Here is a 17,695-nt window from a genome sequence, read left to right on the forward strand (position 1 = left end):
TCCTGAGCCAGGATCAAACTCTCCGTAAAAGACTCTCGATCAACAGCCGAAACTGCAAATCAGTCATAAACATAAAGAGTCAAATCACTAGCAAAAAAAACTCAACTAGCATTTCAAACAACACCCGACAACAACCACCACAAGCGGATGGCTGATACATCGAATGCATTCACCAAAATAATTTCGGCACTGACATTCATCGACACACTGTTGAGTTCTCAAAGAACACGCACACACTCTCACCCCACGAACACACAGTCCGTCGGCCTCGAGGGCAACTGTTCCAGCGTATCCCAGCTTGGTCTCGGACACAAGGCCCGACTCTTGGGGGACACAACCTGCCGAGCCACACGTCCAACCTCGTTCACCCAGTCCGTGAAGACCGGGTCGGTGTCCGTCGCTCTGACTCGACAAAAGTTACGCCACCAACCACACCAACGCAAATCGCCTGCTCAGCGGCAGTCTCGCGCGACTCGAGCCCCATTTCGGCATTACCGGGACCACTTCTCGTCGACTCAGCTCAGCAGTGCATCACGTGCGAACCTGCGCGACCAGCTCGGTGAGTCCGACACCCCTTGACGGAAGTAGAACTGCGGACCGTGGGCACCGATGAGATCGAGAAAGCTCACCGTGGCCTGCGCCGCGAACTGGGCATCGAAGACACCGGAATCCTCACTGGCCCAACCTAATTCGGCAACAGTCTCGATCAGCATCTTGTTTCGATGCGTCGCAGATGCCGATGCGGCGAGGGAGATCAGGAACAGAGTCGCTGCGTCGGTCTCGTAGGTCTCCCTGCCCAGCGGAAGTCGAGACGCCGCGTGTCGCCACATCCCTACCGGGTCGTGAGCCAACGCTGCACCGAGCTTGGTGCGCAGCAACCTGCCCTTCGATGTGCGGGTCAACCCGAGGTGTCGCGCCGCCTCGCGCAGATCGGTCACCTGATGATGATCGATCTCGCGATTGCTCGGCCCTACCCAGCCCAAGCCCCAGTCGAGTTCCTCGCGAATCGCCACGACGAATGCAGGCTTGAGGTAGCCGGCACCGGTCAGGTCGGCTCCGGCGTCGCCGATTCTGCCCAGAAACCACGTCAACTTGGCCATCGCAATTTCGGCGACGGGTAGATCGATCGAGCTCTCGATGGTGAGTTCGCACCGCGGAAGCAACGCCATCAGTGACGGCACCTCCGTAGGACGCACTCGATCGAACAGTTTTCCGATGGCCGGAGCCGCGGCCACCGCTTCGGCAAGGACCGAACGCCCCACGTCGAACGAGTGCAGAACAGTGTTGACTGCATCGGCGTCGAACAGAGCCGGGTCGAAGGCCGCGCCCCACCGCGCCAGCACGCCTGCGTGTTCGGGATCGGACGGGTCGGCGGCGATCTCCAAAGCCTGTGCATAGCGCGCTGGCCCGCCTGATTCCTCGGGTGGGCATGCACGCGCCCCGTCGAGGCAGACGGATCGGAGGTCGTCGATATCGGAATCGATCTGCTCCAGAACTATCGTGTGCGTCCATCCGTCACCCAAGTCGTACTCGTACGTCATGGTGGAACCCGGTGCAGTGAGCACGTCGTCGATCCGCACTCGCTCCTCGCTCGACGACTCGTCGTCCGGTTCGTCGTCGAGCGACTCCTCCATCTCGAAGCGACGCGTGGCACCGGCGGTCCTGACGCTGAACGCATGCAGATGCCGGTCCTCCCAACCGAGAGCCCTCTGCAGCACCGAGTGCAGCTCGGACAACAGCAGGTCCGAGCGCACCCGCACCCGGCGCCAGATCTGCGGACGGGTGTGATCCACGGTCACCCGAAGCACCAAGTTCACCAGGCCCCGCCGCGTGGCCTCTGTCGCCTCGCCATCGGCCGGTTCGTCGGCGTCGGACAAGTTCGGCACCACCGACAGATGCCGGACGCGACCGGTTCTCATCGACATGGAATCGACCCTAGTCGGACCCGCGCGTCGGACACAGGGGCTCGCGTTCTTCTACGTACCAGTGGTCAAACCATCGTTGATCGCGGAGACGTCGAACGCCAACGCATCGAGCTGCGATGCCAACGTCGTCACCGTCAACTGCACCAAGTACTGAGTTTCGACGCCCACCACCACATATCGCGTCGTCACGGCCGCTTCGAGTTGCTGCGCGACGTACGTACCCCGAATGAATCGCGACGGCCAGCCGAGCCACGACGCCGCGCTCGCCTCGCGCTCCACCCAGCCGGGCATTGCACGTCCGTCGCCGAAACCCAATGCCATCAACGCTTCCGGGTCGATCGTGCGCGACAACGCACCGACCAGAAGCACCGCGTTGGGCGCGAATCCGTTCTCCACCAGGTTCGGTTCCACGATCACCTGAGTCGCCCCGGGAAATTGTGCGGGATCGAGCGTCTGCCATCCCGCAGGAATCGGCACGGTGATGCCGATCTCGGCCGCCGCGGCACCGTCGAGCGGCGAGACGCGCAACGCATGTGCGTTCAGGTACTCGGCGATCGTGGTGGGCTCGGAGGATTCCGTCGACAGGGCGTCGTTCACAGCAGGGCCTTTCGTGGTGGACGATTCACCGACACGCCAGAGGCTACCCGCGCCGGTCCGCTCGTCCGTAGATCCTAGAGGCAGTGACCGGCGGGGAGCTGAGCGCTGCGCGACTCCAACCGTCCGCCGGCCACGTCGAGCCGACTGTTCCGTCGGTGAACGAAGCCGAATTCGGTTGCGCCGCAATCGCTACGTCACCCGAACCCGGAGAGCTCACCGGTGTGTTTCCGCCGACGATGGGGGCCGGCTTCTCATACGGCAACCCAGGGAGCAGACCGCGCGTCACAGTTTCGCCCTGCGTGCGGTGAGTTCCTCGAGATAGCGCGCAACCGCGTCGTCGTCGTTGGATTCGAGGACTCGATCGACAACGGATCGCACGGGCTCAGCAGCATTCGACGGGCACAACGCCGTGCCCGCCCAGGTCAGCATCGGCAGATCGTTGCGCGCATCCCCCACCGCCGCAACCGAACCCGAAGATATCCCCCACCGCTCGCACAACTCCTGCAGCGCACTGGCCTTCGAGACTCCCGCTGCGGACATCTCGATGTACGGAGCACCGGAATGAGTCAACTCCACCCCGTCCACTCCCGCAGCGGCGACGAGCTCGTACAACTCCTCGCTCGTCGTATCACTGTGCCGAGCAACGATTTTGACCGTCGGCTCGACGTCGGCCGACAAACCGTGCTCCGACAGCTCCATCTCGTGCGGCTGCCGGTGGTGATCGGCGAACACGCACAGCTCGGCGTACCGAGCCTCGGCCACGAATCGCGTGGCACCCACGGTCGCAAAGGCCACGCCGGGAACGAGCGAGCGCACGACCGACTTGGCAGAGGACACTGTCTCGGGCGGTACCGATCTGGTGCCGACGATGGCCGGGAAACCGTCGGCCAGGTCGAGGACGACAGCACCGTTGGCACCGATCGCGGTCCCGCGAAATCCGCAGGACGCCGCGAGTTCGTCGATGGAGTGGCGTGCCCGAGCCGTGGCCCACACCACCCTGATTCCGGCTGCGTCTGCGGCAGCCATCGCAGCGGCCGTTCGCGCAGACACGGTCCGGTCCGAACGCAACAGGGTGCCGTCGAGATCGGTGGCGACAACGACGACCTCTTCGGTTCTCTTCACCCCACCGATCCTGCCAGGTGTCGATCGCTCAGCCGGCGACCAATGTCAGAACGGAGATCTCACTGGGCGCGAACACCCGGAAAGGCGGACCCCAGAATCCCGATCCGCGGCTGGTGTAGAGCTGAGTTCGCGCACCGTGTCTGCTCAGACCGTGCACCACCGGCTGGTCGAGCCGAACCAGCGCCGAGAACGGCCAGATCTGACCGCCGTGTGTATGACCGGAGACCTGCAGGTCGACGCCGGCGTCGACTGCGTCACCGATCTGCTTCGGCTGGTGAGCCAGCAACAGCACGGGCATCGAAGGATCGGTTCCGGCAAGTGCGCGAGCAAGATCGGCGCCGTGGCCGGGCGCACCCGACCCTGCGGCGGTGGCGTCGTCGACGCCCGCGATGATCAGCGCGTCTTCACCGCGATGGAGCACCACATGGCGATTGTGCAACGAGTTCCATCCGAGGTCCTCCATGTGATCGAGCCACTCCTGCGCCTCACCGAAGTACTCGTGATTGCCGGTGACGTAGACGCGCGCCGCACTCGCGAGCATCGACTCCAACGGCGCGGCCTGCGTTCGACGCCGATCGACCGAGCCGTCGGCGATATCGCCGACGTGGGCCAATACGTCCGGCTCGAGCGCATTGACGGCGTCGGTCAATCGATGCGACCACGTCGTGCGATCGAGCGGGCCGAAATGAGTGTCGGTCACGAGAACCACTCGCAGACCGTGGAATCGCGCCCCGAGCCGATCGATCCTGACGGTCGTGTGTCGCACGCGGGGAGTTCGCATCGCCTCGTAATGACCCCACAGCGCGAGGGCGACCACGACCACCACGGTTGTCACCGACACGATCCGCGAGCGAAGTGGGTCGTCGACCCCACCCGTCCACAGCGCGAGCCGCAGCAGCAGCGAGAGTGCCGCCCACACGAACGCGATCCAGACCGAGCCCAACAACACGTCTCCGATACGCGCCCACGCGTCCTTGGAGGAACCTTCTGCGCTCGGCCGGTGGCCCATGTACATCGCCGAAGGCAACGCCACGAATACCGCAAGTGCAACCGCAGAGCCGGCCGACTGCGCGGCCAGCGGCCACTGCGCGCCGGCGAATACGACGGTCCAGGTCGGCAGCGCGACAAGCGCAGCGCAGACGACGAAGACGACAGTAGGCACAACGATCCGCCGAGTGCGCGGCGACCGATCCGGCGACACCGACTGCTCCGGTTGCTGCATCTGTCGATCTGTCATCGGCGTCGAACCCTTTTCACTCGTACGTGCGCGCAGCCCGAGGACCAAGACTACGTCGCCCTCACGGCTTCGGTGCGGGCGCTGAGCCTGTCGGCAGGAACGCCGAACTACGGCCGACGACGGGTGGTGTATCCGCGAAGTCCGTTGAGCGGCAACTCGTGTTCTGCGATGCCCTCGTCCTCGGGTGCCTCGAGGCCCCCGCTCGGCTCGCCGTCGGCATCCGGTGCTCCCGCTGAATCAACCTCTGCCTCGGCAGGATCGGATCCGTCGAGGTCGGGAGCCTCGCCCCTCGCCACGGCCTCGTCCTCTGCGACCGCCTCGTCCTGTGCGATCGCCTCGTCGGCTTCCACGATCCGGTCCGTTGCCGCTGTCGTGCTGTTCGCGGTTTCGTCGGGCTCGGTGGTCGAGCCGCTGCTCACCTCGGCATCGCGCACCCGCGCGGACGCATCGATCTCCGCATCCTTTGCGGGTGTGGATCCGTTGGTCATGGCCGAACGACTCGGTGCCGAGGACTCGATCGGCCGAGCCGAGCGAGTGGAGCCGTTGGAACGACCGCCACCGTTGGCGGCGGACGCGCCGTTCGTCATTCCCGACCCATTCGTCGTTCCCGACCCGTTGGTCATACCGGAGCCGTTCGTCGTTCCCGGCCCGTTGGTCATACCCGAGCCGTTGGTCATACCCGAGCCGTTGGTCGATCCCGACCCGTTAGTGGGGCCCGAGCCGTTCTCGACTCCCGCCTCGTTGGCGGCTCCCGAACCGTTGGTGGTCGTCGGTGCGGATCCTTCGCGGTCGGCTCGCCGCGCATCCGATGCGGCCGGGTCCTCGGCGGGGATGTCGATCCGGGGCATGGTCCACAAGGACAGCACCGACTCGTGGCGTGCGGGTGAGTCGGCGTATGTGGACGTCTCGAACACACCGGAATCGTCGAACTGCGAGGACTCGAGTGGGACCGGAGTCCAAGCTCCGTCCGAGCTCTCCAGACCTTCCACCACAACGCTGTTGGGCTTGATTCCCAATCGGGCCAGCGTGGTCCAGAGGCTTTCCAACGCCGCGTCGCGGTCCAGATAGTACTCGGATTCACGCACCCGCCAGAACGTCCAACCGCATCGCTTGAGTTCCTGTTCACGCTGCAGATCTGCCAACCGCTGCGCGGGGGTGGACAGGAACGTGTCACCGTCGCATTCGACGGCGAGACGCGAGGAGTCGCCGGTCACGACCAGGGCCAGGCGTCTGTTGTTGACCTCGACACCAGGATTGACGTGAAAACCTCGCTCGACGAGGTCGTTCCACAACTGCTGCTCGAGCAGCGTCTCGAACGGTGCCTTCCGGACCTCGCGCGAAACATCGACCGGCATGGGATCGGCAGGAGCGGGCGAGACGGAGGTGACGTAACTCAGCAACGAGTTGCGCAGGTCCGCTCGCTTGAGACGGTCGACGGTCACCGAATGGAAGAGCCACAGCTGATCTTGTGCCCGCGACGCCGCCACGTTGAACCGCCGCTTGTACTGATTGGCGGTGAGGGTGGCGAAATTCTGATCGGGTGCCACCACCATCGACAGGAACACGACGTTGCGTTCGTCGCCCTGAAAGTCCGGCGGCGTACCGACACGAAGCCGACGCTGCTCCCACTGTTCGATACCGATCCGCTTGATCAACTCGTTGCGGATCTCGTCGACCTGCGACTGGCCTTGCAGCACAACCACTCCGAAGGTCAAGTTGTCGTAAGCGGAGTCCTCGAGGCACTCGGCGATCTGGTCGGCGATCGCGATGGCCTCGGTACGGTTGACCAGTGAGGCATTCTTTCCCGTCACCGTAGCTCCGCGAACGTACGTGTGCCGCAACGGCGGTAGCCGATCGGCACCGAACTGGCGCACGGGAACGAGCGGGGAGTCTCCGTAGAACTGCTGACTCGACCAGTTGATGATCTCGGGCATGGAGCGGAAGTGCTCACGCAACCGCACCACCTGACCGAACCTGGTACGGAGCATGGAGAACAGGCTCGACCTCGGAGTCAGCGTCGCGCGCACGTGTTCGGGTAGATCGGGCAGATAGACGTCCAAGCGATCGAACACGTCCTCGAGCGTGCCGGCCTGCGGGACGTCCGCCGGCGCGCACTGCCGGTCGTCGCCCACCACGATCACACGGGGTGCGAGGTACAGCAGGAAGAGACTGGTGATGTCGGCCTGAGACGCCTCGTCGACGATGACGACGTCGAAACTGCCCGGCACCGGCGGAATCGAGGCCAGCACCTGGGACAGCGGCATGACCCAGGCGGGGACCGCACTCTGCGCCTCGCGCATCGCCGATCGTGCTGCACTGCGGTAGGTTTCGGCGTACTTACCGGCTCCGGAGCCGATGCTGGAGATGTGCTCTCGATAGGTCTGCAGCGCACGCACCTCGACGGCGGTCATTCGCTGGAGGCTGTTACGCCAGGCACTGGCAGCTGCGAGACGTGTTGTGAGATAGGCGATGTCCGTATCGGCGGCCGCGAGCTCCGCTTCCAGCTGCTGCTCGAGGCCACCGTGGTGCTGCTCACCGACCCACTCGCGTGCCCGACGCCACGCCCAGGCCTTCGACATCTGCCAGCTCAGCTCGTCCCATTCGACATCGCCCGCGGTGTCCTCGACCAAGTCGAACAATGCGGGTGCGACCTCGGACAACGACGCCGACATCGATTCGAGCAGAAGCTGATCCTCCTGCTCGGAACACGCCTGCGAATAGGCCGCAACGGCGGCAGCCAATTCCAACGGGTCCGCAGTGCTCAACGCGCTCACCAGATTCGACCCCTCGGGCGAGGGCCCGGCATCGATGCGCGTCGCGACCGCGAACTGCAGGGCGTCGAGCTCGGCGCGCGCGGCATCGATATCGATGCGCGTGGCGATCGCGTCGGCGGCCCCGGCGATTTCCTGAGCTTCGGCCAGGCTCCGAATCCACGGTGCCGCAGGCGAAATGGTGTACAGCCGTTGCACCAGGGCGTCACGGGCAGCGACGACGGCAGACACCATGCCGAGCCGGTCGGCGATCCGCGCCACGTTGTTGACGCGAATCGAACGTGTGCCGTCGAGCGGAACGATGATCGCGAGGTCGGCCAGCAGCACCGCTGCGGTCTGCACGGTCTCGAGTGCACGAATGTGTTCGGCAACCAGTCGCGCGGCCATGGCCGTCGTCGCGGGTTGGCCGTCGACGGTGGCGACGATGTCGAGAGCCTCGACGGCCTTCTGCTCCTCGCTGCGACGGAACCGGGGCTTCCACTCGATACCGGACTCCAGCGCGCTGGCGAACGCATCCATCGCCGACAGTGCCGCAGGCGAGCTCGACGAGCACTGCACATCGTGGGCACCGACGTAGCGATCGGACGCAGCTGCCGTCTCGACCATCGCGTCGATTCCGCTGACCCGAGACCACAGGTGAGCGGCCTCGCCGGACAGAACGGAATCGGTCAACCGTGGGTAGGAGCCGTCGAGTTCGACGACCGCTCGCACTCGGGCGGCGAGCTCCTCGCACAGTTGCCTGATCTCCGCGGACACGGCGGGTTCGACGCCGTCGAGCAACGCCACGAGATCCGCGGCCTGGGGCGAGAGAGTGTCGATCTGCGCACCTGCACGCTGGCAGAGCGAGGCGAGTTCGGCCGAATTCGGCAGCATCGTCTCCGGACGCGGCAGTACCTGTCGCGAGCGAAGTTCGCGAGAGCCGTCGGAGCCGGCAATGAGTTTGCGAAGCTGATCGACCTGGGCACCGTCGAGGGGTGGCCGATCGGCCAGCAGCGGGCCGGGTAGCCACTCGTGGGCACCTTCGGCCGCTTTGACCTTGCGCACGATGGACGACACGGTGCCGTCGTAACCATCGGAAACATACTCGTGCACAACGGTTTCGGATTCACGGAGCGCGCTGACCCGATCGAGCAGCTCGGCCCGGCGGGCCAGGGCCGCTGCGCGCTGCGTCGTCAGCGCCTCGATCTTCTGCACCTCGCTGGCTTCGTCGAACGAGGTCTTGCGCTCGGCGATCTTCGCGACGCTGCGATTGAGCTCGTCCGAACCACCGCGGGAGAGGTCGGTGATGGACACACAGAGCTCCTGCAGCTCCGGCGGGAGCTTGTCCCGCAGCACACGCAAAGCTTGTGACTTTTCACTAGTGACCAGAACCCGCTGTCCGCGCGCCAACAGCCCGGACATGAGGTTGGCGATCGTGTGGGTCTTGCCCGTTCCTGGCGGCCCCTCGACCACGACGCCGCTGTCGCGCCCCAGCCGTTCGATGATCTGCGACTGCTCGGCGTTGGCCGGCAGCGGAAACAGCGGGTCCTCCGCCAGTGTCGCCGACTCCCCCGCCCCCGTGCGTTCGAGCCACGCCAGCCGATCTGCCGGCTCGATGGCATCGACCAGTTGCGCGAGCCCCAGCGGTACCGGCGAGTCGGCGAACTCGAGGTCCGCGATCATCTGCTCGTAGTACTCGACCAGCGCGAACGAGTCTCGAACGCGGAGAACGAGGGCAGGTGAGACGGTCAGCGTGCGGTCGTCGTCGATGTAGGCGAGAGCCCCGGGCGGCCCGAGACGATCGAGCACCTCGATTTCGTGGCGTGGCACCCGCGTCGCCCAGTTCCGCAAGAACTGTGCGACACCGTCCCCGATGGGCGAGCTGACGGTGTCGCGCAGTTCTCGCGCCAGCGCGACGGAGCCGGAGGTGTCGAAATCGTCCGAACCGGTCAGCAGCTGGCCGTCCTCGAGCCGCGGGGTGGTACTCGCGGCGAGGCGAACCAGCAGGTCACCGGTGCGTACGTCCCGTTCTATGCTGGCCGATTGTGTGATCAGGTGAGTGCGCACGCTGCGCTGCGGATCGGTGTTGCTCGACGTCAACAGGCCGGATGCCACCACGAGCTCGATCGACTCCGGTCGCGACGCTAGCTCCTGCATCATCAGCTGCAGTGCCTGGTACAGAGCGGCCTGCGGTCGCCGATCCCGATCCTCCTGCGCCCATTCCTTCCACGCTTCGGAGTACTCCTCGAAGGCCTGCTTGATCTCGTAGGCCTTGCGGATGTCGAAGTCGGCGTCGGACTCCTGCGCTTCCTCTCGACGGCGTGACGTCACCGAGGATGCGTCGGCCAGCTCGAGCTCGCGGTAGCGGCTGTCTGCGACGACCTGAGGATCGAGCCAGCCCGACAGCAGCGCAGGCGGCTCGGGCGGCTCGTCGACCGCGATGCGAGGTGCACGGAGCACCACACCACCCTGCTTGGCTCGGGGGTCGAGCTGCATGGGAACGTCCCCGGCGTGAACCCACTCGATCTGCATGTGGTCGTCGAAACGCAGCACCGGGTTCGAGCGCGCCTCGACGATTTCGCGAAGGAAGCGCAGCAGGCGTTGCACCCTGCTCTTGAGCTCGTCGTCGTGTTCACGACCGGTAGCAGCTGCAGCCGTCACAGTTTCCCCACAAATATTCGAATGGTCGTCCGTTTCAGGGACGGTGTTTGCACACCCGGGCCAGACTAGCCGTTGAAAACAAGTTGTTCATCGCGTCCCGAGAACACAAAATATGTTCTAGTGCTGGGTCACAAAGACCCACTTCGGTCGCTGGATCCCCCACAGCGAACCGACCCGCCCGCCCTGACCACGGGTTCTCACCCCGTCGACCACGACAGGAGCCGAATGCGCAAGCTGGTCTACTACATCGCGGTCACCCTCGATGGGTTCATCGCCGCACCGGACGGCGGCTACGACAGTTTCGTGGCCGAAGGCGATCACCTCGATGCCATCGTGGCCGAGCTGCCCGAGACGTTACCCGTGCACGTGCGGGCCCTGTTCGGCCTGGACGGTCCGCCCACTCGGTTCGACACCCTGGTCATGGGCCGCGAGACGCTGCAACCGGCGCTGGACGCCGGGATCGCCAGCCCCTATCCCCACCTGCGCCAGTACGTTCTCTCTCGCACCCTCGCCCGGTCGGACGACCCGACCCTCACCGTGGTGAACGACGATCCGATCGGACTCGTCAGGAGCCTCAAAGCCGAGGAGTCGGAGTTCGACGTCTGGATCTGCGGCGGGGGAAACCTCGCCGGTCAACTGCTGCCCGAGATCGACGAGCTGTTCCTCAAGGTCAATCCCGTCGTACTCGGCCGGGGAATCGGCCTGTTCTCGCCCGGGACGGGTGCCGATCCGTTCGCCGCTCAGCGGTTCGAGCACCTCGAATCGCGCCAGTTCTCCAGCGGAGTGAGATTCACCCGGTTCATCCGACCGGAAGCTCGCGAGGAATGACGTATAAAGACTGAATGCCTGCCGCGCCGGAGTCCGACCGCGAGCTGCCGAATCGGGAGCTGCCGATCACCCCGCGCGGGCTGCGAACTCGATCCTCGCTCGTGGCGGCTGCGCGCCGAGTCTTCGAGGACAGTGGGTACCTGGACTCCCGGCTCATCGACATCACCCGCGCCGCTCGGTGCTCGGCCGGCACCTTCTACACCTACTTCACCAGCAAGGAAGAGATCCTGGCCGCCGTGCTCGAGCAGGCACGGGACGACATGTTGCATCCCGGTACCGAGCGAGTGGATCCGCACGACGATCCGGTGGCAGTGATCGCTGCGAGCAACCGCGCCTATTTCGAGGCCTACCAGCGCAACGCGAAGCTGATGGCGCTGCTCGAGCAGGTATCGAACATCGATCCCGAGTTCCGCCGCCTCCGCCGCGAACGCGCCGATGCCTTCGTCAGGCGCAACGCCCGAAGCATCGAGAGTCTGCAGAGCCGCGGCCTGGCCGACGCGGAACTCGATCCTCTGCTGGCCTCCCGCGCACTGTCCTCGATGATCAGTCGGCTGGCCTTCAACCACTTCGTGGTCGACGCCGCCGACGGCCGTCCGCCCGAGGACTCCGAGGCTCTGCTCGCAACGGCCACGAGGCTGTGGGTCAACGCGCTGCGCCTGCCGCGGGTGAGCGAGGGCGACAGGTGAGGGAGACCGCACTCGGCGACGTGCGAACCAACTCGAGCCGATCGGCTCGAGTTGTACCCACCGGTAATGTACTCGCCGGTAGCAACGAGAGTGATCGAATGGCGAATTACGCCACGCGCCAACGCTACTCGCGAGTACGTTTGCGAGGTGAACAAAACTCGACAGCGAGTTCGTGACCAAAGTGGTTGCCACAGAATATGTTTCACTTGTTGGTGATCAATCACACTCACGCCGAACGCTGTTGGCGGTGCACAAGGCCTCGTTACCGTTAGAATGAGCCGATCGGAGTGCCGCATGACGAACGAGAAAATGGCATGCCCGGCACCAATCCACGTTCCATCGAGTGCACCGACGCGGTGCGCCCACACCGAGCGAAGAGAGATACGTTGTTCAAGCGGATTGCAGTAGTCAACCGAGGCGAGGCAGCAGTACGCCTGATCCGAGCCGTCCGAGAGCTCAACGCCGAACACGATTACGGCATCCGCACCGTAGCGCTGCACACCGAGGCGGAGAAGCGCGCGATGTTCGTCCGCCAGGCCGACGAAGCGGTCACGCTGCGCAAGCCCGCGACAGGATCGGCGTACCTCGACTACGGCGTCCTCGAGGCCGCGCTGGTCGAGTCCGGTGCCGACGCGGTGTGGGTCGGCTGGGGCTTCGTCGCCGAGGACCCGACGTTCGCGGACCTCGTCGCCCGCCTGAACATCACCTTCATCGGCCCGTCGGCCGACGCGATGCGTCTGCTCGGCGACAAGGTCGAGGCGAAGATCCTCGCCGAGAAGGTCGGCGTCCCCGTCGCACCGTGGTCCGGCGGCCCCGTCGAGACCCGCGCCGACGCCAGGCGTCACGCAGCGGCGATCGGCTACCCGCTGATCATCAAGGCCCGCTCGGGCGGCGGTGGCCGCGGTATCCGCAAGGTCTTCCACGAGGACGAACTCGAACTCTCTCTCGAACGTACCCAGGGTGAGGCCGAGCGCTCGTTCGGCGACCCCGTCGTCTTCCTCGAACGGCTCGTCACCGACGCCCGGCACGTCGAGGTTCAGGTCATCGCCGACAGCCACGGCAACGTCTGGGCCCCGGGCGTGCGCGACTGCTCCATCCAGCGCCGCAACCAGAAAGTCATCGAGGAATCGAGCTCACCGCTGCTCACCAAGGAGCAGGCCGACCAGCTGCGCACCGCCTCGGCCGAGCTCGTCAAGGCCGCCGGCTACCAGGGCGCAGGCACCGTCGAATACCTGTACCAGCCCGAGCAGAAGATCTTCACCTTCCTCGAGGTCAACACCCGCCTGCAGGTCGAGCACCCCATCACCGAATACACCACCGGCATCGACCTGGTGAAGCTGCAGATCCTCGTCGCCGACGGCCAGGCACTGCCCGGCGAATGCCCGCCCGAATTCGGCCACGCCGTCGAGGCTCGCCTGAACGCCGAGGACGCCGACAACGGCTTCGCACCGGCTCCCGGCACGGTCGAGCTGCTCAAGTTCCCCCTCGGCACCGGCATCCGCGTCGACACCGGCATCGCCCAGGGCGACGTCATCCCGCCCGACTACGACTCGATGGTCGCCAAGGTCATCGCCTGGGGCCGCGACCGCAGCGAAGCCTTGGCGAGGTTGCGCAATGCACTGCGTGAGACCACCGTCGTCATCGACGGCGGCACCACCACCAAGTCCTTCCTGCTGAGCCTGCTCGACCGCGAGGAAGTCATCTCCGCCTCCGCCGACACCGGCTGGCTCGACCGCACCGAAGCCGGCTCCCAGGTGGGCCCGACGGCCGTTGCCGACATCGCCATCGTCGCCGCCGCCATCGACGCCTACGACGCCGAGGAAGGCCGCGAACGCACCGCGTTCCTGAACTCCGCACGTGGCGGTCGCCCGCGCGCCACCCACGCCATCGGCCGCACCGTCGAATTGAACTACCAGGGGCAGGCCTACAAGCTCGAGGTAGGCCAGACCGGGACGCACCGCTACAGCATCGACGGTGACGGCATCGGCGAGCTTCAGGTCGACGTCGAACGCCTCGGCAAGTACGAGAGCCGTCTGGTCATCGGCGACCGCCGCTACCAGGTGGTCACCGTCGCCGGAGCCGCACACTTCCTCGTCGAGGTCGACGGCATCAGCCACCAGATCTCTCAGGACGAGGCCGGGTTGGTCCGCGCACCGGCTCCCGCCGTCGTCGTTGCCGTCCCGGTCGCCGTCGGCGACGAGGTCGAAGCAGGACAGACCCTGGTCGTCCTCGAATCCATGAAAATGGAAACCGCCGTCCGGTCTCCCTACGCGGGCACCGTGCGTGAGGTACTGGCCTCGGTCAACGGACAGGTCGACGCCGGAGCGGCACTGCTTCGCGTGGATCAGGCCGGTGAGCAGAAGGTCTCCGAGCAGGCACCGCGCGTGCAGTTCCGCGGTGTCGACGACGCCGAGCAGCGCTCGCCGCAGCGTCGCGCTCTGGACCGACTCGACGAACTGGCCGCCCTCATCACCGGCTTCGACGTCAGCGGAGCACGCGCTCGAAACCTGTTGTCCACCTATGAGACTCTGCGTGCGGATGTGCCGCGCAACGACGCAGGGCTGGTCTCCGCCGAGCTGGCTCTGCTGGGCACGTTCGCCGATATCTGCGAGCTCTCCCGTAACCGGCCGACGATGGACGAGGAGAGCACCGACGAACGCGTCCACTCCCCCCGTGAGCACTTCCACTCGTTCCTGCACTCGCTGGACGCGGACGTTCAGGGGCTTCCGGATTCGTTCCGCGCCAAGCTCACTCGCGCCCTCGCGCACTACGACGCCGCCATCGACGAGGGACGCACCCCCGAACTCGAAGAGGCCGTCTACCGCGTCTTCCTGGCCCTGCAGCGCATGGAGAACCAGGTTCCGGTCATCGCGGCCCTGCTCGGCCACTGGCTCAGCGACTGCTCGACGCAGCCCGAGGCCACCCCGGCCATGGCCGAGGTACTCGAGCGCCTCATCGGTGCCACCCAGGCCCGCTACCCCGTCATCGGCGACGTCGCCCGCAACCTGCGCTTCCGGCTGTTCGACGAGCCACAGATCCGCAGTGCACGCGAGAAGATCTACGACGGCGTCCGTGGCAGCCTGCAGTACCTGGCCGAGAACCCCGACGCGGCCGACTACTCCGCCCGCATCGCAGCTCTCGTCGCCACCCCGGAACCGCTGATCGAGCTTCTGGCACAACGGATCACCGATCCCGGTGCCCTGCTCGAAGTGATCACTCGCCAGTACTACGAAATCCGCACACTCGAAGACGTCAAGGCCTTCGACCGCGACGGCAAGCACTTCGTCACCGGCAACTTCGAGCTCTCGGGCGAACGGCTGCACCTGGTGTCCACGGCCACCGATTTCGATTCGCTCGCAGCAACTCTGGACTCGGTGGACGATATCGCCGGACCGTCCCCGGAGAACCTGGCCGTTGACCTCTACCTGTCGTGGCCGGACGCGCCGACCGACGGTGACGAGCTCTCGGCTCAGCTCCAAGCCGTGCTGGCCGCGCACCCCGGCACCGGCCACTGGCGCCGCGTGACGGTGACCGCCTTCGGTTCCACAGCTCGAAAGATGACCTACCGCCGAACGGCGGCCGAGGGGTCCGAGCCGCTCGTGGAAGACACGATCATCCGGGACATGCACCCGCTGACCGGTCAGCGACTGGACCTGTGGCGACTGAAGAACTTCGACGGAGTTCGCCTGCCCGCCAGCGCAGGAACTTACCTGTTCCACCTGACGTCGAAGGCCAACCCCTCCGACGAGCGACTGGTCGCCCTGGCCGAGATCCGCGGCGTCACAACACAGTTGGACGATGCAGGCAACATCGTCGCGGTACCTGAGATCGAGCGGACCGTGGCGGCCTGCCTCGACGGCATCCGCCGCGCTCAGGCCGGACGCGGCAAGAAGCGCCTCGACGCCAACCGCGTCGTGCTCTACGTCTGGCCGGTACTCAACGTTCCCGCCGACCGCATCGCCACCATCGCCAGGCACATCGCGCCGCTGACGATCGGCGCGGGCCTCGAGGAGATCACCCTCATCGCTCGTCTGGCCGAAACACCGGGAGCGACGCCACGCGAGGTCGCCTTGCGCCTGTCGTACCGTTCCGGCGCGGGAATCGTCGCGAAGATAACTCCGCCGCCGACCGAGCCGATGCGTCCCCTCGACGAGTACACCCAGAAGGTTCAGCGGTCGCAGGCCCGCGGCACCGTGTACCCGTACGAGCTGATTCCGTTGCTCAGCAGCAACGGCGGCACGTTCACCGAGTACGACTTCGACGCCGACGGCGTGCTCGCTCCCGTCGATCGCCCCTACGGTCGCAACTCCGCAGGCGTCATCGTCGGTGTCGCGACCACCCCGACCGCCAAGTACCCCGAGGGCATCACCCGCGTCGCGCTGTTCGGTGACCCGACCAAGGCCCTGGGCACCGTTGCCGAGGCCGAGTGCTCGCGAATCGTCGCGGCCATCGACCTCGCCGAACAACTCGGCGCGCCCGTCGAATGGTTCGCATTGTCCTCCGGTGCAACGATTTCCATGGAATCGGGCACCGAGAACATGGACTGGGTCTCGCGCGGACTGCGTCGCATCATCACCTTCACCCAGGCCGGCGGTGAGATCAACATCGTGGTCGCAGGCATCAACGTCGGCGCGCAGCCGTACTGGAACGCCGAAGCCACCATGCTCACCCACACCAAGGGCATCCTGGTGATGACCCCCGACAGTGCGATGGTGCTCACCGGAAAGCAGTCCCTGGACTACTCCGGCGGCGTCTCGGCCGAGGACAACTTCGGTATCGGCGGTTACGACCGCGTCATGGGCCCCAACGGCCAGGCGCAGTACTGGGCACCGAACCTGCGGGCCGCGTGCGACATCCTGTTTGCGCACTACGATCACGCGTACGCCGCTCCGGGAGAACGCTTCCCGCGCCGGGCAGCCACCGCGGACCCGACCGAGCGCGACGTGCGCACCTACCCGCACGTGCACCCGTCGAGCGACTTCACCACCGTCGGCGACATCTTCTCCTCGGTCACCAACCCCGACCGCAAGAAGCCGTTCGACATTCGCACCGTGATGCGCGCCGTGGTGGACCAGGACCACTCGGTACTCGAGCGTTGGGCCGACATGGCCGACGCCGACACTTCCGTGGTGTTCGACGCCCACCTCGCCGGAATCCCGGTGTCCGTCATCGGTATCGAATCGCGGGCCATCCCCCGCAAGGGCTGGTTCCCATCCGACGGCCCCGATCAGTGGACCTCGGGTACCTTGTTCCCGAACTCGTCGAAGAAGACCGCTCGCGCCATCAACGCCGCCAGCGGAAGCCGGCCTATCGTGGTGCTGGCCAACCTCTCCGGCTTCGACGGATCACCGGAATCGCTACGCAACATCCAGCTCGAATACGGTGCCGAGATCGGCCGCGCCATCGTCAACTTCGATGGACCGGTCGTGTTCTGTGTCGTCTCGCGCTACCACGGCGGCGCGTTCGTGGTGTTCTCCGGAGCGCTCAACGACAACATGGAGGTCCTCGCGGTGGAGGGCTCCTTCGCCTCCGTGCTCGGTGGTGCCCCCGCCGCAGCAGTGGTGTTCACCCGCGACGTCAACGCCCGCACCGCAGCGGATCCGACCGTCAAGGAACTCGAGACACGACTGAACACCGCCGAGGACGACGCCACCCGCTCGGCCCTGCGCGTCGAGTTGGCCACCGTGCGAGCGAACGCCCGCAACGCCAAACTGGGTGAAGTGGCAGCCGAATTCGAGGCCATCCACAACATCCAGCGTGCACAGAACGTCGGATCGGTGCACCACATCGTCCCCGCCGCCGAACTGCGCCCGCAGCTGGTCGCCGCCATCGAACGCGGAATGGCGCGGTCGTTGGCGAAGTAGGGCTCGAGCTCCACGCAAACGCGCG

Annotated in this window: 8 protein-coding genes; 3 read left to right on the forward strand and 5 right to left on the reverse strand. The window is 65.8% G+C overall.

The genetic code is table 11. The features are described 5' to 3' along the window. Nucleotides 1-515: 515 nt before the first annotated feature. The 5 genes from CH249_RS02205 to CH249_RS02225 form a co-directional block, all read right to left on the reverse strand. On the reverse strand, nt 516-1,925 hold the full coding sequence (locus CH249_RS02205; RefSeq protein ID WP_094682105.1) for a plasmid pRiA4b ORF-3 family protein: 1,410 nt from the start codon (nt 1,923-1,925) through the stop codon (nt 516-518). A 51-nt stretch (nt 1,926-1,976) separates the two neighbouring features. Then, a complete protein-coding gene (locus CH249_RS02210) occupies nt 1,977-2,522 on the reverse strand; it encodes an LpqN/LpqT family lipoprotein (RefSeq protein WP_094682106.1) in 546 nt (181 codons plus the stop codon). A gap of 282 nt (nt 2,523-2,804) precedes the next feature. Next, nucleotides 2,805-3,644: an HAD family hydrolase gene (locus tag CH249_RS02215; RefSeq protein ID WP_094682107.1), complete on the reverse strand. Its 840-nt coding sequence runs from the start codon at nt 3,642-3,644 to the stop codon at nt 2,805-2,807. 28 nt (nt 3,645-3,672) lie between these two features. Then, nucleotides 3,673-4,881, reverse strand: coding sequence for a metallophosphoesterase (locus tag CH249_RS02220; protein WP_094682108.1), 1,209 nt, complete (start codon nt 4,879-4,881; stop codon nt 3,673-3,675). A 107-nt stretch (nt 4,882-4,988) separates the two neighbouring features. Continuing rightward, nucleotides 4,989-10,292, reverse strand: coding sequence for an AAA domain-containing protein (locus tag CH249_RS02225; RefSeq protein ID WP_094682109.1), 5,304 nt, complete (start codon nt 10,290-10,292; stop codon nt 4,989-4,991). 225 nt (nt 10,293-10,517) lie between these two features. On the opposite strand from CH249_RS02225, the gene CH249_RS02230 reads away from it, so the two are divergent. The 3 genes from CH249_RS02230 to CH249_RS02240 all read left to right on the forward strand — a co-directional run bounded on the left by CH249_RS02230 (nt 10,518) and on the right by CH249_RS02240 (nt 17,670). After that, nucleotides 10,518-11,120: a dihydrofolate reductase family protein gene (locus tag CH249_RS02230; RefSeq protein ID WP_094682110.1), complete on the forward strand. Its 603-nt coding sequence runs from the start codon at nt 10,518-10,520 to the stop codon at nt 11,118-11,120. A 14-nt stretch (nt 11,121-11,134) separates the two neighbouring features. Further along, a complete protein-coding gene (locus CH249_RS02235; RefSeq protein WP_094647030.1) occupies nt 11,135-11,806 on the forward strand; it encodes a TetR/AcrR family transcriptional regulator in 672 nt (223 codons plus the stop codon). 386 nt (nt 11,807-12,192) lie between these two features. Continuing rightward, the gene (locus tag CH249_RS02240) at nt 12,193-17,670 is read left to right on the forward strand and encodes a carboxyl transferase domain-containing protein (protein ID WP_094682209.1); all 5,478 of its coding nucleotides are present in this window, start codon (nt 12,193-12,195) and stop codon (nt 17,668-17,670) included. Nucleotides 17,671-17,695: the final 25 nt, after the last annotated feature.

The organism is Rhodococcus sp. 05-2255-3B1 (assembly GCF_002258545.1).
Lineage (GTDB): Bacteria > Actinomycetota > Actinomycetes > Mycobacteriales > Mycobacteriaceae > Rhodococcoides.